This is a genomic window from Paraflavitalea sp. CAU 1676 (assembly GCF_029223285.1).
Classification (GTDB): Bacteria; Bacteroidota; Bacteroidia; order Chitinophagales; family Chitinophagaceae; genus Paraflavitalea.
This window is the reverse complement of sequence record NZ_JARHUJ010000001.1, coordinates 360222-382568: the sequence shown is the minus strand read 5'-3', so window position 1 is coordinate 382568 and position 22347 is coordinate 360222. Positions and strand designations below refer to the sequence as shown.

Here is a 22347-nt window from a genome sequence, read left to right as displayed (position 1 = left end):
ACCGATCTTTTGCCCGCACGACTGAAGGCCTTCCCATCTCCCGGTCAAAACCCCATCTTCACAACTCGCCCCCTCCATTCTACAGCTCGTGATAAAATCCTTGCTGCGCCGGAGGGTAGCCGGCAATTTTGTTGTCGTATTTGTTTACCACTATGCCACAACGACCATTTACATTGATCACAGGGGCCAGCGCCGGGCTCGGCCGGGAATTTGCCATCCAGTGCGCACGACAGGGTATGAATGTTATCCTGATAGCCTTGCCAGGCGGCCAGGCAGAAGACCTCGCTTACAGCCTCATGAATACCTACGGCGTAGCCGCCCACGCCTTTGAGTTCGACCTTACCGATCCCCTGCAGCTCCGGGAGCAGCTGGCACATATCACAGCCACCTATCGCATCAACTTTCTGATCAACAATGCAGGCACGGGTGGCACATCGGCCATACAGGAAACCTCCCCCGAGCGCATCGATCAGATCATTCAGCTCAACGTGCGCAGCACCGTCATGATCACGCATCAGCTTATACCCCACCTGCTTCAACATGAGCGCAGCTACGTGATGAATATATCCAGCATGGCCGCCTTTACACCCATCGCCTATAAAACCGTGTATCCCGCCTCCAAAGCATTCGTCTCGTCGTTCTCACTCGGCCTGCGGGAAGAACTGAGTGGTACCGGCCTATCGGTGAGCGTAGTGTATCCAGGGCCTATCATGACCAACTCCAACACGGCCCGCCGGGTCATCAGCCAGGGGTTCAAAGGCAAAATGGGACTGCTGCCCACGTCCACCATTGCCCGCATCGCGTTAGAAAAAACACGGGCCGGCATCCCCGTTATCATACCGGGTCGCATGAACAGGCTCAATCACGCCTTGATGGCGCTGCTACCCCTAGCGGTTAAGTTGCGCATCGTATCGAGAGAGGTCAAAAAAGAAATACACTACCAGGCCATCTAAACCTATAGCCATGAAAAAAGTTTTGATCACCGGTGCCAATGGATTCCTCGGCACCAACCTTGCCTGGCAATTATTCAGGCAGGGCTTTGAGATAAAAATACTGGTGCGGCCCGGGGCCGATCTGCAATACCTTTCCGGCATACCGCTCCACATCAGCTATGGCCGCATCGACCACGCAGAGCAGGTGCAGGAAGCTGTAGCCGGTTGCCAATACGTAGTGCACGCAGCAGCCATTACCGATCAATGGGGCATCGGTTTTGAAGAGTACGATCGCATCAACTTCAAAGGCACCCGTAACATCGTTGAAGCCTGCCTGCACCACAAAGTTGAAAAGCTCATCTATGTCAGTACGGCCAATACCATGGGCCCCGGCACCATGCAAACACCGGCTACCGAGCTCGATGGCTTCACTCTATTCTCGGCCAATTCGGGCTACATCAACTCAAAATACCTCGCCCAGCAATATGTACTGGAACAGGTACAGGCCCGGCAATTGCCAGCCGTGGTAGTGAACCCCACGTTCATGATCGGTCCGCGCGATCACAAGCCGAGTTCGGGCAAACTCCTGCTGCATGGCGTCCATAAAAAACTCTTGTGGTACCCGCCTGGTGGCAAGAACTTCGTCTACATCGATGATGTATGCCAGGGCATCATCAATGCCATCCAGCTGGGCCAGGCCGGCAACTGCTATTTGCTGGCTGGTCACAACCTTACCTACGGAGAGTTCTTTCGCCTGCTTCGTACGCACACCCGGCAAAAGCAGCGCATGATCAGGATACCCCGCAGTCTGCTCTTGGGAGCCGGCCTCCTGGGCAATCTCAAAGGCCTGCTCACCGGCAAGGCCGGCAAGCTCACCTGGTCGGGCGCCCGGTTACTCAGCCTCGACAACTATTACTCAGGCAAAAAAGCGACCAGCGAGCTCAATATTCAATATACCTCTATGGATATTGCTATCAGCAACGCGCTTACCTGGTTCAGGGCAAATAAGTATTTTTAAAGAGCAATCGCCGTCATGAGCACCAGCACCGATTACCAAAGAAGAGAACAATTATTCAACAGCCGCGTGTTCCGCTACCTGTTCCGCATTGGAGTGCTGTACATTTTCAGTGTCATCTTCAAATCGTTCGATCTATCTTTTATACACGATATCGGCACTTTCAACCTGCGCTCGCAGGTATTCAGTCTGTACTATGTATTACTAGGGCTATTGGTATGGGAAGGCGCCATCCGCCTGGCACGCATGCTGGATAAGCGCATCAACCACCTGCGGTCAACAGCCCGCATACTGGTACTTACCGGCACGCTGATCGTGTATGGAGTATTGGCAGCCCTGGCGTTCGGGTTTGTTTATGGCATTACAGACAGGCTGTTCTTTCAGCGTCACGAAGCCTGGAACAGCTTTACGGCGCTTAGCTACAATATGCTGGCAGGCACCTTCCTGTTCTATATGATGATCCTTGCCTTCAATGGCATTATCTTTTACTACAACGGTTGGAAAGAATACCAGCTGCAAACGGAACGCCTGATGCGCGAAAACATACAAGCCAAGTACGATGCCCTCCGCAACCAGATAGATCCGCATTTCTTTTTCAACTCGCTTAGCGTGCTCACCAACCTGGTATACAAGAGCGCCGACCTCTCGGCCGATTACATTACCCAGTTGGCTAAGATATACCGGTATATACTCGACAAGAAATTCGAGAACCTGGTATCGATACAAACCGAGCTCGACTTCCTGGAATCCTACTTATTCCTCATCGGCATACGGCATCAAAACAGTATCCGGTTCACGGCTGCCATCGATGAACGGGCAAAGACCCACGGCATGGTGCCACCGGCCACCCTGCAAATGCTGATAGAGAATGCCATCAAACACAACCGTTTCTCTGTGCACGAACCACTTGATATCACCGTGAAGAGCGAACGGGGCTTTCTGTCCATCACGAACCCGATTCGCAAGAAGATAAGTTCCGAAGCCCCATCCGGCATTGGACTGGAGAATATCCGCAGGCGTTACGAACTATCGAGTGGACAAACCATTGAAGTATCTCAATCCGACGAAATCTTTACCGTCAGGATCCCAATTATAGATCAACCATGAGAGTAGCCATCTTTGAAGACGAAATACACAATGCCGAGCGGCTGATGCAGTTGCTGAAGCAGAGTAATTATCCCATTGAAGTGTTGGCCGTGATCGGCTCGGTAGCAGAGGGCATACGCTGGATGGAGCAGGGACATGCTGCAGATCTTATACTGATGGATATACAACTGTCTGACGGAAATTGCTTCGAGCTGTTCAAACAAACAGCGGTAAAAACGCCGATCATCTTCACCACGGCCTATGACAATTTCGCGCTGCAGGCCTTCAAGGTCAACAGCATCGATTACCTGATGAAACCGATCGACGCGAAGGAATTAAAGCAGGCGCTGGACAAATACCAGCAGTTCAAACCAGCCACGGGCAATACCATCAATATCGCGGCTATTGCAGAAGAGTTTTTAAGAAGGGATAGTGCCCGGTTTATCGGCCGGCTCAATAATCAATTGATCTATGTAAAGGCGAAGGATATTGCGTGGTTGCAATTTGTGAAGGGCGTTACTTATGTTACGACCAATACGAACCAGAAACTGCCGCTCGACTATTCGCTCGACCAGATAGAAAAGCTGCTCGACCGCCACCAGTTCTTCCGCATCAACCGGCAATACATTGTACACATCGACGCCATCCGTAAGATCCTCACGTACTACAACAGCCGGCTGATACTGCAGTTACAGCCCGATGCCGGCGTTGACGTAATCATCAGCCGCGAACGCGTGGCGGATTTCAGAAATTGGCTGGAGGGGCGGCTACCGTCATAACAGACCGTATTCCCTGGGCGTTTTCAGCGCCCGTCAATGGTCTGTGGAGGTGCATCCCTTTTATCCTCAAAGATTGCCCGAAGATCAAGACCCCGTTTGCTGCTGGTCACCAGCTTCCCCACCCGCCCTCAACGGCCCGTTACGAAGCCTGCATCCTGCCCGGTCAGCCAGTCAAAAGGCCTCGCCCGAACCAGCCTATACCCTACCGTTTGCAGCAATGCATGCCTCTTATAAACGAAAAAAGGTCGCTTTTCAGCAACCTGTTTTATAGGCTAATAGAGTTAAGTTTCTATTATTTATTCATCATCTGCTTGGCCTCGATGCTCAGCGTAGCGTGTGGAACCGCCCTCAACCGCGCCTTATCGATCAGCTTTCCGGTTACACGGCAAATGCCATACGTCTTATTCTCAATACGCATCATCGCTTTCTCCAGGTGATCAATATAATTGATCTGCCTGCTGGCCATTTGGGCAAGCTGCTCACGCTCCATGCTCATCGAACCATCTTCCATGGTCATGTAGCGGTTTTCAGTTTCGTCTCCTCCCATTTCATCTTTACGGGTGATCAAGCCCTGCAGATAAGAAAGTTCTTTCTTAGCCTGGTCCAGTTTCTTTTGGATAAGTTCCCTGAACTCTCCTAATTCGGCATCGCTGTAACGCATGGTTGGTCCTGTTTGAATGTTTTCTGGTTGATCCAATACGGATTTCGTGAACTCCGGTTCGTATTTACGAACCGTCTTGGTTTTGATCTCAGGTATTACAACCTTTACCGGTTTTGCGGGCACCACGGGCTTTTTGGGCGGGGGTGGCGGCGCTACGGGTTCGGGCTTCTTTACTTCTTCCTTCGGCACTTCGGGTTTCTTTTCCACTTTCACGGGTTCAGGGACAGGTTTCTTAGCCAATGGCTTGGGTTCGGGTTTTATGGGGGCTTTCGCCACCGGTTTTACAGGCACAGCAACTTTGGCAACCACTTTCTTTTCCGGCGCAGCTTTAGCTCCGTTTGCTTTGGCAGGAGGTTTCGGCGCCGTCGGCTTGACAGCAGCTTTCGGCGCTGCCTTCACTGCGGGCTTACTAACTTTACCAGCAGGTTTGGCAGCAGGCTTCTTCGCTGCCACCGCCTTCTTGGGAGCAATCGTTTTTTTAGCTGGCTTTGCTGCTTTCTTCTTGGTTGCCATACTGTTAGGCTTTTTTTGTAACGAACACTTTTAGTGAAATATCGTTCACCTCAATTTCAGTGCCATTGGGCAATTCAGATACCAACTCCAACGTATCTGCCAAAATTTCGGTGCAAATATAATTATTAAATTGGGCTATTGACTGCTTCAAATCCTGGTTTTCGGTCACCTGCACTGCTATTCTGTCAGTCAATTCATAGCCATTGTCCTTGCGAATTTTCTGGATACGATTAACCAGCTCGCGGGCATTGCCTTCGTTGATCAACTCGGGGGTTACGGTTACGTCGAGTGCTACAGTCAGAGAGTCTTTGTTCGCGACCATCCAGCCTGGGATATCCTCGCTGGCGATCTCCGTTTCATTAACCTGTAATATTAAGGGTTCGTTATCAATAAACAATGAAATAGACCCTTCTTTTTCTAACAGGGCGATATCTTCCTGTGTAAAACCGGCCAAAGCGGCAGCAACCGCCTTCATTTTACCCCCCAGCTTCTTACCCAGCGCCACATAGTTGGGCTTGATCTTCTTTTTGATGAACCCATTATCTTCCGTAAGATATTGGATCTCTTTCACATTTACTTCGCTCTTGATCAGGTCCTCTACCAGCCCTATCTGCTGTTTCATACCGGGGTTGAGCACCGGGATCAGCACCCTTTGCAGCGGTTGCCTTACCTTGAACTTCGATGTTTTCCGAAGCGATAAAACGAGTGACGAAATGTCCTGCGCCAGCTGCATACGCTCCTCCAGGGCACTGTCGATGACCGATTCGTTCGCCTTGGGGTACAAAGCATGGTGAACCGACTGCTCGCTATGGCGTCCCGTAACAGCATTCAGGTTCCTGAACAGCATGTCGCTGAAGAACGGAGAAAGAGGCGCCATCAGCTTCGCCACAGTTTCCAGGCACTCATACAGGGTTTGGTAAGCGCAGATCTTGTCGAGCTCGTACTCCCCTTTCCAGAACCGGCGACGGCAAAGGCGCACATACCAGTTGCTAAGATGTTCATCCACAAACTCTTCGATCACCCTACCAGCCTGCGTAGGCTCATAATCGTCCATGTATTCGCCCGCCTTTTTCACGAGGGTATTGAGCGAAGACAGGATCCAGCGATCGATTTCCGGACGCTGCTCCAGGGGTACGTAGGCCTCCTTAAAGGCAAAACCATCCACATTGGAGTAGAGGGCAAAGAACTGATAAGTATTATAAAGGGTTCCGAAGAACTTGCGTTGCACTTCCTTGATGCCTTCCAGGTCAAACTTCAGGTTATCCCACGGAGAAGCGTTGGTGATCAGGTACCAGCGGGTGGCATCGGCGCCAAACTGCTCGATCGTTTTGAATGGATCGATCACGTTACCCAGGCGCTTACTCATCTTATTGCCATTCTTATCCAGCACCAGCCCATTGGAAACCACCGTTTTATAAGCCACACTGCCATACAGCAGCGAGGAGATGGCATGCAGGGTATAGAACCAGCCGCGCGTTTGGTCAACCCCTTCGGCGATGAAATCGGCCGGGTAGTTGGTACCAAAAGGCGCTTTGAACGGACGGGGATCGCCGGCCGCCAGCTTATCATAATCCAGTCCCCACTGCGCAAAAGGCATGGCGCCGCTGTCGAACCAAACGTCGATCAGGTCGGATACGCGCTTCATGGGTTTGCCCGAAGGGCTCACCAGCACGATCTCATCCACATACGGCTTGTGCAGGTCGAGGATGCCTTCATGCAGGTAATTTTTATTGACATCACCGCCCAGCACCTCATTGGCTTTGCGGATCGCTTCATTCAATTCCCCGATCGAACCGATACAAACCTCTTCCTGCCCATCTTCCGTTCTCCAAACAGGCAGCGGTGTACCCCAGAATCGGCTGCGGCTCAGGTTCCAATCCACCATATTCTCCAGCCAGTTGCCAAAACGGCCTTCGCCGGTCGATTTTGGCTTCCAGTTGATGGTCTTGTTCAGGTTCACCATCTGGTCTTTGATCGCCGTGGTTTTGATAAACCAGGCATCGAGCGGGTAGTACAACACCGGCTTATCGGTGCGCCAGCAGTGTGGGTAGTTGTGCTCGTATTTTTCGATCTTAAAGGCACGGTTCTCTTTCTTGAGTTTTACGCAGATGTCTACGTTAACATCTACATAGGCCGGATCGTCTTTATAATTCTTGACATAACGGTTGCTGAACTCGCCAACACCGTCCACAAATTTCCCTTGCTTATCTACCAGCACCAGCTTTTCACGTTGACCGTATTCATTGATACCTGTGAAATAGCCAATACCGTACTTACTACCTACGCGATAGTCATCTGCACCGAAGTCGGGTGCGGTATGCACGATACCGGTACCATCTTCCGTAGTAACGAAATCACCCACCAATACCCGGAAAGGTTTCGCATCCGGAATACTGTAGCTGATAGACTCGGGCGAGTTGGCCTTGAAAGGCAGCAACTGCTCGTAGCGGGCACCTTCGATCTTCGAACCTTTGAACTCGGCCACGATCCTCCAGGGCAGCAATTTGTCGCCTTCCTTATACTCACTGAAATCGGCGGTTTCGCCTTCCGGTTTCAGGTATTTGCCTACCAGGTCCTTCGCCAATACGATGTTCACCGGCAGGTGTGTATAGGGATTGAAGGTCTTTACCAGTACATAAGTGATATTACCACCTACGGTGAGGCCCAGGTTGGAAGGAAGGGTCCACGGGGTGGTCGTCCACGCGAGGAAGAATACTTCGTCGCTGGCAGTAGCCGTAGATTGATTGCCGGCAGCCTCAAAGAGGAATTCGGATTTCGCGTCCTTCACGGCTTTGAACATCGCCACCGCCGAGGTATCCTTCACCATTTTGTAGGTGCCTGGCTGGTTGAGCTCGTGCGAGCTGAGGCCGGTACCGGCAGCGGGTGAATAAGGCTGTATGCTTACGCTCTCATACAACAGTCCTTTTTTGTAGAGCACACTCAGGAGATACCAGAGGGTCTCTACATATTTGTTATCGAAAGTGATATAGGGATCATTGAGATCAACCCAATAACCCATCTTACGGGTGATATCATCCCATTTGTCTTTATAGCGCAATACCGCTTCTCGGCATTTCTGGTTGTATTCTTCTACGGTGATCTTTTTACCGATGTCTTCTTTGGTGATACCCAGCTCTTTTTCTACTCCCAATTCGATAGGCAGGCCATGGGTATCCCAGCCGCCTTTGCGTTTAACCTGAAAGCCCTGCATGGTTTTATAGCGGCAAACCAGGTCTTTCAGGGTACGGCTAATGACGTGGTGAATACCGGGCATCCCGTTGGCGCTGGGCGGACCTTCGTAGAACACGAAGTGCGGGGCGCCTTCCCTTACCGACATACTTTTCTCGAAAGCCTGTTGCTCATTCCATAAAGCCAGGATCTCCTGCTCCATAGCAGGCAAATTCAAATGTGAAAACTCTCTGTATTTGGACGACATAATATGTTTTGCGTGAGCCGCGTAAAAATTGTAGTTAAAAAGTGTGCAAAGTTACAGAAATATACCTATATGGGGACCGTTATAAGGCCGCTCAATTCCAGTCCCCCACCGGCAGCCTTTTCGCATCACGAACAGCCTGCCAGGCCAGCCGCCTTACCACCGGCCAGGCCAGCTTGATTGGCTATCATCCCGGCCAAAACACATATTATTGATTATCATATGACAAAAACTACAGAGCACCTACAGAGGACCTACAGAGCAGTTATAGAGGAACTACAGAGCCCTTTCTGGCGCCCACACCCGGTGATAGTTCACCCTACATACACTGGTACTCGCCTGATGGGGTCATTGAGGTACTCCGGATGTCTTATCCTTATTGACAAGCTCAAGTAGGGTTGGGGTAGGGTGCGTAGAGCATGTGTGAGGTCTTGCCAGGCGCAATGCCTGCTGTCTCAAGTGGTCTTGGCACCACTTCACAGTATTCAACAAACTCCATTTGCTGACAACCAGGTATCGGCCCCGGTTAGTCAATCTCCAACCTGAACCCACCCCCGCTGTCACCGCCCCCCGATTTTTACTTGCGTTCATTACGATTTTAATGGTTCAACAGCAACATGGCCTGGAGAAAATGAAATAAGTTCCGGGTGCAACTACTATACATTCATTGTATCAGGGTGGCGGGCAATAACCGATTGAGAAAAATCAATGGCAAATCCGGGCAGACTACTAAAAAGACGGAGGGTTTCTCCATTAATTATGGAATACTCCATTTAACAACATTAATACTCAGGTAAGCATTATGGTCATATCGCCTTGTTTTGACATTTTTCGGGTATTCAAAACCTTAGTGCACCTTATTTTACTACTGGTAAACCGCTATTAGCTGCCCCATAGGTATAAAATAAAATATTTGCAACCGTTGGAAACAGTTAGTTCATTACCCAGATGCAGCAAAGAAGTGTGGAATGGGAAAAAAAATCAACAATATTCACAGAACAAGTGTATTTAGTGGCTGGAGAACTTTTTAAACTGATGCAAAAACTTATACCCTGATAATGTTGCTACTACCCGCATCCGGTCGTGTTGTTAGAGCTATTGGTTAAAATGGGATTAAATAGCTTAACAAATCTGTCATTTGGAAAATTGTTTCTTCAAAAGACCAGCTTTGGCATAATTTATGGAAATATATCTCACGTTACGATGATGCAGTAATTGCAAATAACAGAAAGTGTGAAGGAGGGAATTTACGGCGCGAAATTTGCAACATATCCTAAGAATATTTACTGCAACAAATTCAGATATTTGATTTATTTTTATAATGCATTACATGAAAAACCTTTTCTACGGTTTAGGGTTTAGGGGTTAAAAAGGGGAGTATTCCTGCTCCCCTTTCCTTTTAAAACTCTAATGGCGTTGGAAAGGTTTTTCTCATTTATATACCTCCCCGCATTATACTTCTCCTTCAGTATTTTTATTTTCCTTTGATAATTAATTGGTTCTACGTTTTTAGCAAACGACTCGGGTTATGTCGCTTTGACGCTAATTATCTGTTTATCACCGGCTTAGGCGGCAATCATGTCGCAATCCATCAGCGGCTGAGATGTAAAACTCTGAATATCATACAATCATAAGGCAACCCACGGATCAACCATCTGTGATCTATGTGTCTGCCATTGACGAACACCCCCATTTGTTACATGGTTGACACATGGATGAGGCCAGGTTTACAGTAGGTTTCCCAGCTATATACCCGAGTTCCGGAAATAGTCAGCGTTGTGCCACTATTTCTTGTCTCTCAATATTTTGTAGATCTTAATGGCGCTCATCAGCAAAATCACGAAGAGCAGCAAACCAACGATGCCCCATAGAAAGCTGAGACTTTGCTTCACCACCACCAGCATCACAATGGCCACCAGGAAGATGGTCGCCACTTCATTCCAGATACGCAGTTGTTGAGAAGAATATTTAAACACGCCTTGCTGTTGCTGTTTGAAAATGACATGCAGGGTGAAATGATAAATATACAGACCTATCACAAAAAGCAATTTCACTTTCAACCATTCCGGCGTAGCGCCCATCAGGTGCCAGGTAGTAAGTCCGAATATAAGTGTAAGCACAGCAGATGGCCAGGTGATACCGTACCAAAGCCGTTTCATCATGATGGCAAACTGCTCACGCAGCGCCGCCTTTGCGGCTTCGGGTTTGTCGCCTGCTTCCGTATTGTAAATGAACAACCGCGGCATATAGAACATGCCGGCAAACCAGGTTACAATGAAGATGATATGCAGCGCCTTAATGTAGAGATACATACATGCAGTACGTTAAGTGAAAAGATTATACGCGCTCAATTAATTTCTTCAACGCCTTCACCCACGTCGGTTGAACATTGAGGCAAGGGATCAATGTAAATTCTTCACCACCTGCATGCAGAAATATCTCGCGTCCTTCTTCCCCCATCTCTTCGAGCGTTTCGAGACAATCGCTTACAAAGGCGGGGCACAGCAACAACACTTTCTTCACACCTTCTTTCGGCCACTCCGCCAAACGCACTGCTGTATAGGGTTTCAGCCATTCATCGCGGCCGAGGCGCGATTGAAAAGAGAATTCTACTTTGGAAGCAGGAATGTTCAACGCCTTTGATACCAGCTCAGTAGTTACGATACACTGATGGCGATAACAGGTTTTATGGGCTTCAGATTTCTTTGCACAACAGTTGTCCCCTTCTTTGAACTTCAGGCAATGATTGCCCGTTGGGTCGCTTTTTTGAATGTGCCGCTCGGGAATACCATGATAGCTGAAGATGATCTTGTCATACTCCTGGTTAAGATAGGGCTTGATGCTCTCTACCAGTGCATCGATAAAATCCGCATCATCATAGAAGGGCGGTACGAAAGTCAATCTGAACTTGTAGTTGCCTTTCTTATGGGCCTTCCTCGCACATTCAACCGCCGTTTCATAACTCGACATCGCATAGTGAGGATATAAGGGCACCACCACTACTTCCTCCAGATCGGGCTGCTTTTCCAACAGTTCGTCGAAGGCCGTCCACGGGGCCGGACTACCATAACGCATCGCCAGTGCAACAGGTTCCTCCACCTCAGCCTGCAACGCTTCCTGCAATTGTTTGCTGATCACGATAAGCGGCGAACCTTCTTTGGTCCAGATCGATTTATACGCTTCTGCCGATTTAGGCGCGCGGAAGGGAACGATGATCCCTTTCACCAATAATGCCCTCCATAACAAGGGCGTGTCGATCACACGGCCATCCATGAGAAACTCATCCAGGTAACGCCTTACATCCTTTACTGAGGTTGAATCGGGTGATCCCAGATTCATCAAAACAATGCCTCTTTTAGTAGCTGCCATACGTTTGAAATAGGTGCAAAAGTAAATCAGTAACGGGCCTCAACAATTATTTTTTAGCCAACACAATAACATATCCATCACATGCTATGTGACAAACAACTGTTCGCAATGTTCAGTTTTCCCACTTCCGGAAACGTTTGCACGCTCCCTTTCCGGTCGTTGAAAGGCTGCTCCATGGCCAATTCCGCCAATTGCCTACCTGCAAAAGGTTGATCATCCTCACCACTTTATGTGATGAGGATCAGGGTTTAAAATGACAGTGAAATGACAGATAGATTAGGTGATTGACGCTTGCGAAAGTATTTTTGCGGTGTCAATTCTCTGAACCATATACCTCATGCACGGACATAGTAGCAAAGACATATCGAAGTTTTTCATAGCGGGGATAAACTATAAGAAAACCGATGCAGCGATCAGGGGTCAGTTTGCGATCAACAACGACCAGTATGCTACCCTCCTCTCCCTCGCACCTTCTTATGGCTTGCATGAGTTATTTATTCTCTCCACTTGTAATCGCACAGAAATTTATGGATTTGCCGAGCACGCCGGTCAGCTGATCAGCTTACTCTGCACACAATCCGAAAGCAATACTGAAGAGTTTGCGAAGATGGCTTACATCAAGAATGGTGTGGATGCCATCGATCACCTCTTCACTGTAGGCGCCGGTCTCGATTCGCAGATACTCGGCGACTATGAGATCGTAGGCCAGCTGAAAGTAGCTGTGAAGTTTGCCCGCGAACACAATTACGTAGGCACTTACCTCGACCGTATGGTAGGCAGCGTACTGCAATCATCCAAAGCCGTTAAAACACGCACCGCCATCAGCGATGGAACCGTATCGGTATCGTTCGCGGCTGTACAATACATCAAACAACAGTTTCCGCACCTTAAAGGCAAAAAGATCCTGCTGCTGGGTGTAGGTAAGATCGGTCGCAGCACCTGCAAGAACCTGGTCGACTACCTCGAAACTACTGATATCACCCTCATCAATCGCACTGAAGAGAAAGCAGCAGAGCTGGCCAGCGAACTGGGATTGCAACACGCCCCCTTAGAACAACTGAGCCAATACATCGATCAATCCGATATTATACTGGTAGCCACCAACGCGGCTACCCCAACCATATTAAAATCGCACCTCGAAGGCAAGACAGACAAATTGATCATCGATCTGTCGATCCCATACAATGTAGAGATAGCTGCTCAGGATTTACCCAATGTACATTTGGTAAATGTCGATGAACTGTCAAAACTGAAGGACGAGACCTTGCAGAAGCGTGAAGCGGAAGTTCCCAAAGCGAAACTCATCATCGATGAGCACATGGCCGAATTCATGGAATGGTTCGAAATGCGCAAGCACGTGCCAGTACTGAAAGCGGTAAAAACCAAATTACAGGAAATCCATGCATTTCCTCTCTACCTCACCGGCCTTTCTCCCGTTTCAACAACCTGCACCATAGACGCTGACGCAAAGATTCAGCGGGTGATCAATGGTATGGCTACCAAAATGCGCCGCGAAAACCAACGTGGCTGTCATTACATAGAAGCCATCAATGAATTTATTGCCACGGGTTCTAACTAATTTTGTTGCATGAAACAAGCGATCCGCATCGGTACCAGGGAATCACAACTGGCCGTGTGGCAGGCTATGCAGGTAAAAGAACTGCTTGCCAGCCAGAACGTGCCTGCCGAACTGGTATATATTAAAAGTGAAGGTGATATCGACCTTAAAACACCCCTCTACGAAATGGGCGTGCAGGGCATTTTTACCCGCAGCCTCGATATTGCCCTGCTCAATAACCGCATCGATATCGCGGTGCATTCCATGAAAGATGTGCCCACCCAGCTGCCCAAAGGCATCGTGCCCGCGGCTGCCCTGAAGCGCGCTTCCTGGAAAGACCTGCTGGTGTACAAAGGCAGTCTCGACGCTCTGGCCGAAGGACTTGGTTACGTGAACGGAGCCTGGCTAGCAGGCGAAAACCCGCACTCCCCGCTTGCCGCCTCCCAATTCATTATCGCTACCAGCAGCATACGCCGTAAGGCACAGTGGCTGCACCGGTATCCGCAGCACACCCTCGAGAACCTGCGGGGGAATGTGAATACCCGCCTAGCCAAGGTGGCCGACAGCCATTGGAATGGCGCCATCTTCGCCGCCGCCGGCCTGGAACGCATCAACCTGCGTCCCGAACAATCGCTCGAACTCGACTGGATGCTGCCGGCCCCTGCACAGGGAGCCATCATGGTGGTATGCCGGGAAGAAGACAAAGCGATAGCCGATATTTGCCAGGCTTTCAACGATGCCGACACCGCCCTCTGTACCCAAATAGAAAGAGATTTCCTGCGTGCCTTGCTGGGAGGCTGTTCAACCCCCATCAGCGCGCTGGCGGAAGTGAAGAATGGACAGATCTATTTTCAGGGCAATATCCTTTCGGTAGACGGTCGCCAGAAAGTCGCCATCGAAAAAACCATAGACCGCGCTTCCGCGGCAGGCCTCGGCAGCACACTGGCGAACGAACTGCTGGCCAACGGCGGACAGGCCATTGCAGACGGCATTCAAAAAACAGTAGCTTCTTAACAGGAAGTTCAATACTTATAAGATGGCTCAACACACCATACTCAGCACCAAAAAACTCAAACCCGCTCTTAAAGAAGAGCTGGCAGGTAAAGGTGTGGAGTTATTGGAAAAAGAGTTCATCACGATCAAGCCGATCATTTCCCACAGCAAGTATACCGAGATCTGGCCCTGGATGAGCGATCGGGAAGAAAAAGCCATTGTATTTACCAGTCAGCATGCAGTAGATGCGGTAGACCGGTACCTGCATGGTGGCGACGCTTTTTATTCGCCCGATCACTGGCAGCTCTTCTCGCTCAATGGAGCTACCCTCGAAAGAATGAAAGGCGTATTCGCAGAAGACCAGATCATCGCCACCGCAACCTATGCTACCGAACTGGCGGCAAAGATCATAGCGAACGGCAACTTCAAACAAGTAGTGTTCTTTTGTGGCAACCAACGACTGGATACCATCCCCACACTGCTCACAGCAGCAGGCATTCAAGTGGTGGAGATCGTGGTTTACGAAACCAGTGCATCGCCTTCGGTTGTAACAGCTGAATACGATGGCGTATTGTTCTTTAGCCCCAGTGGCGTGGATAGCTTTTTCTCTGCCAACGCCCTGCAGCCTGAAACAACCTGCTTTGCGATCGGGAGCACAACTGCAGCATCACTCGGTCAACATACCAGCAACAGGATCATTACCAGCGATACCCCCACCCAGGAATCCATGGTGGCAAGCGCCTGGCATTATTTACAAAACATCGATTCATACAAATAGTAAGACCAATAACATGACATCATCTACTCAGCCTACTACGAAGAACAATGCCGGCAACGCCCTGCAAAACGACCTCCTGTTACGCACGTTGCGTGGCGAACAAACCGAACGTACCCCTGTGTGGATGATGCGCCAGGCCGGTCGCTACCTGCCCGACTATATCAAGCTGCGTGAAAAGTATTCTTTCTTCGAACGTTGTGAAACACCCGAACTCGCTGCCGAGATCACCATTCAACCAATAGATCAGGTAGGCGTAGATGCTGCCATCATCTTCTCCGACATCCTGGTAGTACCCAAGGCCATGGGCCTCGAAGTACAACTGCTCGAAGGCAAGGGGCCTTTCCTCCCCGATCCCATCAAAAAGGCAAGCGACCTCAGCCGCATCCATATTCCCGATGTGCAGGAGAAATTGGGTTATGTATTCGATGCCCTGCGTCTTACTAAAAAAGAACTCAACGGCCGCGTACCCCTCATCGGATTTGCCGGTGCGCCCTGGACACTGCTCTGCTATATGGTGCAGGGCAAGGGCTCCAAAACATTCGATGATGCGAAAGCCTTCTGCTATACCCAACCCGAAACGGCCCACCTCCTGTTACAGATGATCACCGACACCACCATCGCCTACCTGAAAGAACAGGTAAAAGCAGGCGCCGATGTGGTTCAGATCTTCGATAGCTGGGGAGGCTTGCTGAGTCCCACTGACTTTGAAAATATTTCCCTGCGTTATATCCGCCAGATCGTAGCCGCCCTGAAAGATGAAGTATTGACCATCGTATTTGCCAAAGGCGCCTGGCATTCGCTCGAAGGCATGGCCGCCACCGGCGCCCATGGTCTGGGTATCGATTGGTGCATTACACCACAACTGGCCCGCCAGTTTGCCGGCAGGAACATTGTGTTCCAGGGTAATTTCGACCCCGCCAAACTGTTGTCACCCATTCCCGTGATCGAGCAGGAAGTAACGCAGATGCTGCAGGCTTTCGGCCCCACAGGACATATCGCCAACCTGGGACATGGTATTTTACCCAATGTACCGGTAGACCATGCCAGGGCTTTCGTGAATACGGTAAAGAATTACCGTCACAAAAGCCAGGCATAAAACTTTCCGATATGAAAACAGTACTTATTAAACGCCTTACTGTATTGTTGATCGCAAGCGGCTCTCTGCTTTCGGTCTTCGCACAGCCCCGGCCTTTGGGGCTTTGCCTGGAAAACTATGACTACCCGTTTCCGGTACAGTACCTCAGCTTCACTATGCAGCAGCAGCCGCTTAAGATGGCTTATATGGATGTGAAGCCGGTTAACGGCAACGGCAAAACAGTATTGTTACTGCACGGCAAGAACTTCAACGGCGCCTACTGGCGTACCACGGCGCAGGCCCTGGCCGATAAAGGATTCCGTGTCATCATTCCCGACCAGATAGGTTTTGGCAAATCATCCAAACCGACTGGTATCCAGTATACCTTTCAGTTACTGGGCCGCAATACCAAAGCGATCCTCGATACACTCGGTATCACCAAAGTATCCGTACTGGGCCATTCCATGGGCGGCATGCTGGCTACCCGCTTTACACTCATGTATCCCGATATGGTTGAGAAGTTCATTTTGGAAAACCCCATCGGACTTGAGGATTGGAAATTGGTGGTTCCCTATCAACCCATCGAAACCTGGTACCAGAATGAACTGAAGCAGGATTACAGCAGCATCAAAAAATACCAGCTGGAGAACTATTACGGAGGGCAATGGAAACCAGCCTATGATGAATGGGTTAACCTGCTCGCCGGCTGGACACTGAGCCCCGAATACAACCGGATAGCCTGGAATGCTGCCCTCACCTACGACATGATATTTACTCAGCCAGTAGTATACGAGTTCGAAAAGATCAATGCGCCAACCTTGCTCATCATCGGTCAGCGCGACCGCACCGCGCTTGGCAAAGCACAGGCGCCCGAGGCAGTAAGAAAAACATTGGGCAACTACCCGGCTCTAGGTAAACAAACCCGCGACAAGATCAAAGGTGCGCGACTGGTAGAACTGGACAATGTAGGGCACCTGCCGCATATTGAAGCCTTTGACCGTTTCATTCAACCCCTCATTGCATTTCTTCAATCATGAATATCACTGCACCAACGGCCAATAACATAAAAGACAATTGGGTAAGCTTCATCCACGAACTGCAGGATCGCATTTGCGCGGGCCTCGAACAGATCGATGGGAAAGCATCTTTTCACGAAGACAAATGGGAACGCGCCGAAGGCGGCGGTGGAAGAACGCGAGTGATCACCGGTGGTAATGTTTTTGAGAAAGGAGGCGTCAATACTTCCATTGTATTTGGTCCGGTAACTGATCTTATGCGTACGCAACTCAAGATCAATGGCGACAACTGGTTTGCCTGTGGTCTCTCACTCGTGCTGCATCCCAACAATCCATTTGTACCAACCGTGCATTGTAATTACCGCATGTTCGAGCTGTACAATGCCAACTATGAGGTGACCGATCGCTGGTTTGGCGGTGGCACCGACCTCACCCCGTACTACCTGTTTGAGGAAGACGCCGTCCATTTTCACGGCGCTTATAAGCAGGTATGCGACCAGTTTGATGCATCCCTGTTCCCGAAGTTCAAACAGGAGTGCGATGAATACTTCGTCAACAAACACCGCAACAACGAGCGCCGCGGTATCGGAGGCATCTTCTATGATTATCAGCGACCAAGCGGCAGCCAGGATGTGGATTACTGGATGAATTTCGGCAAAGCCTGCGGCAACGCCTTTTTGCCCGCCTACCTGCCTATAGTGGAGAAGCGCAAGGATATGCCCTTCACCCCCGAAAACAAATACTGGCAGGAGATACGCCGGGGCCGTTACACAGAATTTAACCTGGTACATGACCGGGGCACTATCTTTGGGCTCAAAACCAACGGGCGCATAGAAAGCATCCTGATTAGTCTGCCACCCACCGTTCGCTTTGATTACAATTATCAGCCCGTTCCCGGATCGCCCGAAGACAAACTGCAACAGGTATGTTTGCAGCCGAAAGATTGGGTGTAAAGAGTACCGGACCTGTAAAATAAATCGTATGCACTTACAAAGAAGAAACAGAATACTGCGTCAATCTCCAGCCATCCGTTCGCTGGTAGCAGAAACAATACTCTCCCCCAACGATTTTATCGTGCCGCTTTTCATTGATGAGGGCACGAATATAAAAACAGAGATCGCCTCCATGCCGGGCTACTACCGCATGAGCCTTGACAATACTGTAAAAGAAGTAAAGGAGTTGTGGGCGATGGGACTGAAGAGCGTACTACTCTTCATCAAGTGCAAGGATGAACTGAAGGATAACAAAGGAACTGAAGCCCTGAATCCACAGGGATTGATGCAAAGAAGCGTAAGAGCCATTAAGGAAGCTTGTCCGGACATGCTGGTGATGACCGATGTAGCCCTCGATCCGTTCTCTTCTTACGGACATGATGGTATTGTAGAAGGATCGGAGATCGTGAATGACGCTACGGTGGAAGTACTGGCGCAGATGAGTGTGAGCCATGCAGCGGCCGGGGCCGACTTTGTGGCCCCCAGCGATATGATGGACGGCCGCATTGCCGCTATTCGGGCAGCTCTCGAAGAGAATAATTTCACCAAAACCGGCATCATGAGCTATAGCGCCAAATATGCCTCCTGCTTTTATGGTCCATTCCGCGATGCGCTGGATTCGGCTCCGGGCTTTGGTGATAAGAAAACCTATCAGATGGATTATGCCAACCGTACCGAGGCCATTAAGGAAACGCTGATGGACGTGCAGGAAGGCGCCGATATCGTGATGGTAAAGCCGGCATTGGCCTATCTCGATATCATTCGCGAAGTGAAGAACAGTGTTGACGTTCCGGTAAGCGCTTACAACATCAGCGGCGAATACGCTATGATCAAAGCGGCGGCAAAGATGGGCTGGCTCAATGAAGAGAAAGCCATCCTGGAAACGCTCACGGCCATCAAGCGCTCCGGCGCCGATCTGATCGCTACTTATTTTGCGAAGGATGCTGTACGCCTGATCTCTTAAAGCGCAACGAAACACCGGTCGCTATTTGCGTACAACCGATCGGGTCAATAATAATCAAGATCTACACTAGTAACATATGAGCATTCAAAAAAGCGAATCACTGTTTCAGCGTGCCCAGCAATCCATACCCGGTGGCGTCAATTCGCCCGTACGCGCCTTCAAGAGCGTAGGCGGCACGCCTCTTTTCATATCCAAAGCAAAAGGTACTTATCTGTACGATGCGGATGGCAACCGCTACATCGACTATATCGCTTCCTGGGGCCCGATGATCCTGGGCCACGCTTATGAGCCTGTCATCAAAGCCATCCAGGAACAAGCTGTGTACTCCACCTCTTATGGCGCGCCCACCGAGCTGGAGATCAAAATGGCCGAGCTTATTAAAAGTATGGTCCCCAATGTAGACCTCATCCGCATGGTGAGCAGCGGTACCGAAGCCTGCATGAGTGCCATCCGGGTGGCCCGCGGCTATACCGGACGCAACAAGATCATCAAGTTCGAAGGCTGCTACCACGGCCATGCCGACTCCTTCCTGGTAAAGGCCGGCAGTGGTGTGGCAACCTTCAATATACAAACCGTTCCGGGGGTAACCGCCGGCGTTGCTGCGGACACACTTACCTGCGCTTATAACGATCTCCCGGCCGTTGAAAAACTGGTACAGGAACATAAAGGCGAGATCGCCGCCATCATCATCGAGCCGGTGGCGGGCAATATGGGTTGCATTTTGCCGCAACCCGGCTTCCTGGAGTCGCTGAGAAAGATCTGTACCGACGAAGGCATTCTCTTCATCTTCGATGAAGTGATGACCGGTTTCCGCCTGGCGAAAGGTGGTGCACAGGAGCGACTCGGCATCGATGCCGACCTGGTAACTTATGGAAAGGTAATAGGTGCGGGCATGCCTGTGGGTGCTTTTGGCGGCAAACGTCAATTCATGGAAGTGGTATCACCACTCGGCAATGTTTACCAGGCTGGCACCCTCAGTGGTAACCCCATAGCGATGATCGCAGGATATACCTTATTGTCGATCCTAAACGACCAGCCGCTGCTTTTGAAAGAGATCGAAGACAAAACGCTTTATCTTAAGGAAGGTCTTGATAAAGTACTGGCTGCCACCGGTACACCTTATGTGATCAATCAATTGGGCTCCATGATCAGCATCCATTTCAGCGATCACGCGGTAACTGATTTTGCATCGGCCGCATCAGCCAATAATCAACTGTTCAACAAGTTCTTCCACGCTATGCTCAAAAGAGGCGTATACCTGCCTCCTTCTGCATTCGAAAGCTGGTTCCTGAACAATGCATTGACGCAGGAAGATCTTGATGCAACGATTAAAGCAACGAAAGAAAGCCTGGAAGAAATTCTGTAAGGCGGGAAATAATGAACGAATCAATTCGGCGGGGCCCCTGGGCCCCGTTTTGCATTTTAACCTTGGGAAGGTCAAAGGGAGGAATTCAGGATATTACCTGAGTCGAATACGGCTTTAACACCATTCATAAGGTGGGGAGAGGTACTTAAAGCCTCTAAATGACGCTCGTGGTGCAGATCGGTACCCAGTAGGTCGATGTATTTCTTTTTGATCAGGTAGTTCGCCAATTCACTGGTAACCTTTCCATAGTAACCTGTCAGGGATAACAGGTTGAGCTGAAAATAACAACCAAGCTCTTTCAGCTCATCGTACAAATTCTTTTGGGAAATAATGTAATTGTAACGTTCAGGATGCGCAAGGATGGGCTTATATCCTTTGATCTGCATCTCGAACAGCATATCCTTCAGATTGCGGGGAGGCGCCACAAAGGAAAATTCAACCAGTACCCAATTGTCTTTTATGGTGAGCAAGGGGATGCCCTGGCTTAATAATCCATCAAAATGATCGTCGAGGTAATACTCGGCAGCGGCCCTCAATGGAACGTCTATGGCGTCCTGGCGGATCGCCTTTTCCAAACGCTCTTTTGCGCCGTTGATGATGGTAGGGTTATTCTTATGAACATCCCACATAATGTGGGGAGTAGTAATAAATTGACGATAGCCCAGTTGCTGCAATCCCCTGATCAATGTAAGGGAAACTGCCTCATCGGGGCTACCGTCATCTATTCCGGGCAACAGGTGCGAATGCATATCCGTACCTATTGCGCTCAGATCTATTTTGGGAACACTCTTCTTTTTGAAAATAGAGAACATGCCAGGCTAAATGCTATTTTTACCGCCTCACTGGGCAACGGCTTCCGTCTTCACGAATTCTTTATACACTTTCTCGATCCCTTCACGCAACCCGATGGTATGCTTCCAACCCATGTTATGCAGTTTACCTACATCCATGAGCTTACGGGGTGTACCATCCGGTTTACTCAGATCGTGTTTGATTTCACCTTTAAAGCCAACTATTTCTTTAACCAGTAAAGCCAGTTCTTTGATCGTTACGTCTTCACCGGTGCCCACGTTTACCAGCCCTTCTTCATTGTAGTTCTGCATCAGAAAATAACAAGCAGCAGCCAGGTCGTCGGCATGAAGGAACTCGCGGCGAGGACTACCAGTACCCCACATCATTACTTCCGGTGCATTGTTGATCCTGGCTTCATGAAACTTTCTGAGGAGTGCCGGTAATACATGCGAATTGGTAAGATCATAATTATCATTCGGACCATACAGGTTGGTTGGCATCACCGAAATGAAGTTGCATCCATATTGAGCGCGGTATGCATCGCACATTTTGATACCCGCGATCTTCGCAATGGCGTAAGGTTCATTGGTTGATTCCAGCAAACCGGTCAGCAGGTATTCTTCTTTCAGCGGCTGAGGCGCCAGCTTGGGGTAGATACAGGATGAACCGAGGAACATCAGCTTCTTCACCTTTTGTACATAAGCCGCATGGATCACATTCGATTGGATCATCATGTTTTCATAAATGAAATCGGCCCGGTACACATTATTAGCCTGGATACCACCTACTTTGGCTGCTGCCAAAAAAACGTAATCAGGATTCTCGGCGGCGAAGAAATCATTCACAGCCTGCTGATTGCGCAGGTCTAGCTCAGACGAGGTACGTACGATAATGTTGTTGAAGCCCTCTGCCTTTAATTTCCGCAGAATGGCAGAACCCACCATACCGCGGTGACCAGCTATATATATCTTTTCGGATTTGTTCATGAGGTATAAAGCTTCTGATAACTAACAAAATTAGGTCAA

The 22347-nt window shown here is 49.7% G+C and carries 18 protein-coding genes; 12 read left to right on the top strand and 6 right to left on the bottom strand.

Going from position 1 to position 22347, the window contains the following annotated elements:
• The first annotated feature begins 152 nt into the window (after nt 1-152).
• From P2H89_RS01640 to P2H89_RS01625, 4 genes are read left to right on the top strand one after another with little or no spacing between them, the layout of a single operon-like run.
• The gene (locus tag P2H89_RS01640; RefSeq protein WP_275824726.1) at nt 153-953 is read left to right on the top strand and encodes an SDR family NAD(P)-dependent oxidoreductase; all 801 of its coding nucleotides are present in this window, start codon (nt 153-155) and stop codon (nt 951-953) included.
• Between the two features lie 10 nt (nt 954-963).
• The gene (locus P2H89_RS01635) at nt 964-1950 is read left to right on the top strand and encodes an NAD-dependent epimerase/dehydratase family protein (protein ID WP_275824725.1); all 987 of its coding nucleotides are present in this window, start codon (nt 964-966) and stop codon (nt 1948-1950) included.
• Between the two features lie 15 nt (nt 1951-1965).
• Nucleotides 1966-3054, top strand: a complete 1089-nt coding sequence (locus P2H89_RS01630) for a sensor histidine kinase (RefSeq protein ID WP_275824724.1) — start codon at nt 1966-1968, stop codon at nt 3052-3054.
• Nucleotides 3051-3812: a LytTR family DNA-binding domain-containing protein gene (locus P2H89_RS01625; RefSeq protein WP_275824723.1), complete on the top strand. Its 762-nt coding sequence runs from the start codon at nt 3051-3053 to the stop codon at nt 3810-3812. Before P2H89_RS01630 ends, P2H89_RS01625 begins: the two co-directional genes overlap by 4 nt.
• Before the next feature lie 292 nt (nt 3813-4104).
• Here the strand turns inward: P2H89_RS01625 and P2H89_RS01620 are convergent, their stop codons facing one another.
• The 4 genes from P2H89_RS01620 to hemH all read right to left on the bottom strand — a co-directional run bounded on the left by P2H89_RS01620 (nt 4105) and on the right by hemH (nt 11788).
• Complete coding sequence (locus P2H89_RS01620) at nt 4105-4986, bottom strand: TraR/DksA C4-type zinc finger protein (RefSeq protein ID WP_275824722.1); 882 nt, start codon at nt 4984-4986, stop codon at nt 4105-4107.
• A gap of 4 nt (nt 4987-4990) precedes the next feature.
• Nucleotides 4991-8422 (bottom strand): isoleucine--tRNA ligase, encoded by a 3432-nt coding sequence (gene ileS, locus P2H89_RS01615; RefSeq protein ID WP_275824721.1) that lies wholly within the window; start codon nt 8420-8422, stop codon nt 4991-4993.
• Nucleotides 8423-10203: 1781 nt separating this feature from the next.
• Complete coding sequence (locus tag P2H89_RS01610; RefSeq protein WP_275824720.1) at nt 10204-10731, bottom strand: CopD family protein; 528 nt, start codon at nt 10729-10731, stop codon at nt 10204-10206.
• 25 nt (nt 10732-10756) lie between these two features.
• Nucleotides 10757-11788, bottom strand: a complete 1032-nt coding sequence (gene hemH / locus P2H89_RS01605) for a ferrochelatase (protein WP_275824719.1) — start codon at nt 11786-11788, stop codon at nt 10757-10759.
• A 337-nt stretch (nt 11789-12125) separates the two neighbouring features.
• Between hemH and hemA the strand changes: the two genes are divergently transcribed.
• The 8 genes from hemA (at nt 12126) to hemL (ending at nt 20530) form a co-directional block, all read left to right on the top strand.
• Nucleotides 12126-13367, top strand: a complete 1242-nt coding sequence (gene hemA / locus P2H89_RS01600) for a glutamyl-tRNA reductase (RefSeq protein WP_275824718.1) — start codon at nt 12126-12128, stop codon at nt 13365-13367.
• Between the two features lie 9 nt (nt 13368-13376).
• Complete coding sequence (locus P2H89_RS01595; RefSeq protein ID WP_275824717.1) at nt 13377-14360, top strand: hydroxymethylbilane synthase; 984 nt, start codon at nt 13377-13379, stop codon at nt 14358-14360.
• 22 nt (nt 14361-14382) lie between these two features.
• On the top strand, nt 14383-15117 hold the full coding sequence (locus P2H89_RS01590; RefSeq protein ID WP_275824716.1) for a uroporphyrinogen-III synthase: 735 nt from the start codon (nt 14383-14385) through the stop codon (nt 15115-15117).
• Between the two features lie 13 nt (nt 15118-15130).
• On the top strand, nt 15131-16213 hold the full coding sequence (gene hemE / locus P2H89_RS01585) for a uroporphyrinogen decarboxylase (RefSeq protein WP_275824715.1): 1083 nt from the start codon (nt 15131-15133) through the stop codon (nt 16211-16213).
• An 11-nt stretch (nt 16214-16224) separates the two neighbouring features.
• A complete protein-coding gene (locus tag P2H89_RS01580; RefSeq protein WP_275824714.1) occupies nt 16225-17229 on the top strand; it encodes an alpha/beta hydrolase in 1005 nt (334 codons plus the stop codon).
• Nucleotides 17226-18161 (top strand): oxygen-dependent coproporphyrinogen oxidase, encoded by a 936-nt coding sequence (gene hemF / locus P2H89_RS01575; RefSeq protein ID WP_275824713.1) that lies wholly within the window; start codon nt 17226-17228, stop codon nt 18159-18161. Before P2H89_RS01580 ends, hemF begins: the two co-directional genes overlap by 4 nt.
• Nucleotides 18162-18189: 28 nt before the next feature.
• Entirely contained in the window at nt 18190-19164 is a 975-nt protein-coding gene (hemB, locus tag P2H89_RS01570; RefSeq protein ID WP_275824712.1) for a porphobilinogen synthase, read from the top strand.
• A 76-nt stretch (nt 19165-19240) separates the two neighbouring features.
• Nucleotides 19241-20530, top strand: a complete 1290-nt coding sequence (hemL, locus tag P2H89_RS01565; RefSeq protein ID WP_275824711.1) for a glutamate-1-semialdehyde 2,1-aminomutase — start codon at nt 19241-19243, stop codon at nt 20528-20530.
• Between the two features lie 71 nt (nt 20531-20601).
• Here hemL and P2H89_RS01560 read toward each other — a convergent pair whose 3' ends face one another.
• A complete protein-coding gene (locus tag P2H89_RS01560; RefSeq protein ID WP_275824710.1) occupies nt 20602-21342 on the bottom strand; it encodes a CpsB/CapC family capsule biosynthesis tyrosine phosphatase in 741 nt (246 codons plus the stop codon).
• A 27-nt stretch (nt 21343-21369) separates the two neighbouring features.
• Nucleotides 21370-22308 (bottom strand): GDP-L-fucose synthase, encoded by a 939-nt coding sequence (locus P2H89_RS01555; RefSeq protein WP_275824709.1) that lies wholly within the window; start codon nt 22306-22308, stop codon nt 21370-21372.
• Nucleotides 22309-22347 lie beyond the last annotated feature (39 nt).

Bases quoted from the DNA above. Each gene is read 5' to 3' on its own strand.
- hemF (WP_275824713.1), top strand. From the start codon at position 17,226: ATGAATATCACTGCACCAACGGCCAATAACATAAAAGACAATTGGGTA.
- hemE (WP_275824715.1), top strand. From the start codon at position 15,131: ATGACATCATCTACTCAGCCTACTACGAAGAACAATGCCGGCAACGCC.
- hemA (WP_275824718.1), top strand. From the start codon at position 12,126: ATGCACGGACATAGTAGCAAAGACATATCGAAGTTTTTCATAGCGGGG.
- P2H89_RS01610 (WP_275824720.1), bottom strand. From the start codon at position 10,731: ATGTATCTCTACATTAAGGCGCTGCATATCATCTTCATTGTAACCTGG.
- P2H89_RS01580 (WP_275824714.1), top strand. From the start codon at position 16,225: ATGAAAACAGTACTTATTAAACGCCTTACTGTATTGTTGATCGCAAGC.
- P2H89_RS01555 (WP_275824709.1), bottom strand. From the start codon at position 22,308: ATGAACAAATCCGAAAAGATATATATAGCTGGTCACCGCGGTATGGTG.
- P2H89_RS01630 (WP_275824724.1), top strand. From the start codon at position 1,966: ATGAGCACCAGCACCGATTACCAAAGAAGAGAACAATTATTCAACAGC.
- P2H89_RS01640 (WP_275824726.1), top strand. From the start codon at position 153: ATGCCACAACGACCATTTACATTGATCACAGGGGCCAGCGCCGGGCTC.
- P2H89_RS01620 (WP_275824722.1), bottom strand. From the start codon at position 4,986: ATGGCAACCAAGAAGAAAGCAGCAAAGCCAGCTAAAAAAACGATTGCT.
- P2H89_RS01590 (WP_275824716.1), top strand. From the start codon at position 14,383: ATGGCTCAACACACCATACTCAGCACCAAAAAACTCAAACCCGCTCTT.
- P2H89_RS01595 (WP_275824717.1), top strand. From the start codon at position 13,377: ATGAAACAAGCGATCCGCATCGGTACCAGGGAATCACAACTGGCCGTG.
- hemH (WP_275824719.1), bottom strand. From the start codon at position 11,788: ATGGCAGCTACTAAAAGAGGCATTGTTTTGATGAATCTGGGATCACCC.
- hemB (WP_275824712.1), top strand. From the start codon at position 18,190: ATGCACTTACAAAGAAGAAACAGAATACTGCGTCAATCTCCAGCCATC.
- ileS (WP_275824721.1), bottom strand. From the start codon at position 8,422: ATGTCGTCCAAATACAGAGAGTTTTCACATTTGAATTTGCCTGCTATG.
- hemL (WP_275824711.1), top strand. From the start codon at position 19,241: ATGAGCATTCAAAAAAGCGAATCACTGTTTCAGCGTGCCCAGCAATCC.
- P2H89_RS01560 (WP_275824710.1), bottom strand. From the start codon at position 21,342: ATGTTCTCTATTTTCAAAAAGAAGAGTGTTCCCAAAATAGATCTGAGC.
- P2H89_RS01635 (WP_275824725.1), top strand. From the start codon at position 964: ATGAAAAAAGTTTTGATCACCGGTGCCAATGGATTCCTCGGCACCAAC.
- P2H89_RS01625 (WP_275824723.1), top strand. From the start codon at position 3,051: ATGAGAGTAGCCATCTTTGAAGACGAAATACACAATGCCGAGCGGCTG.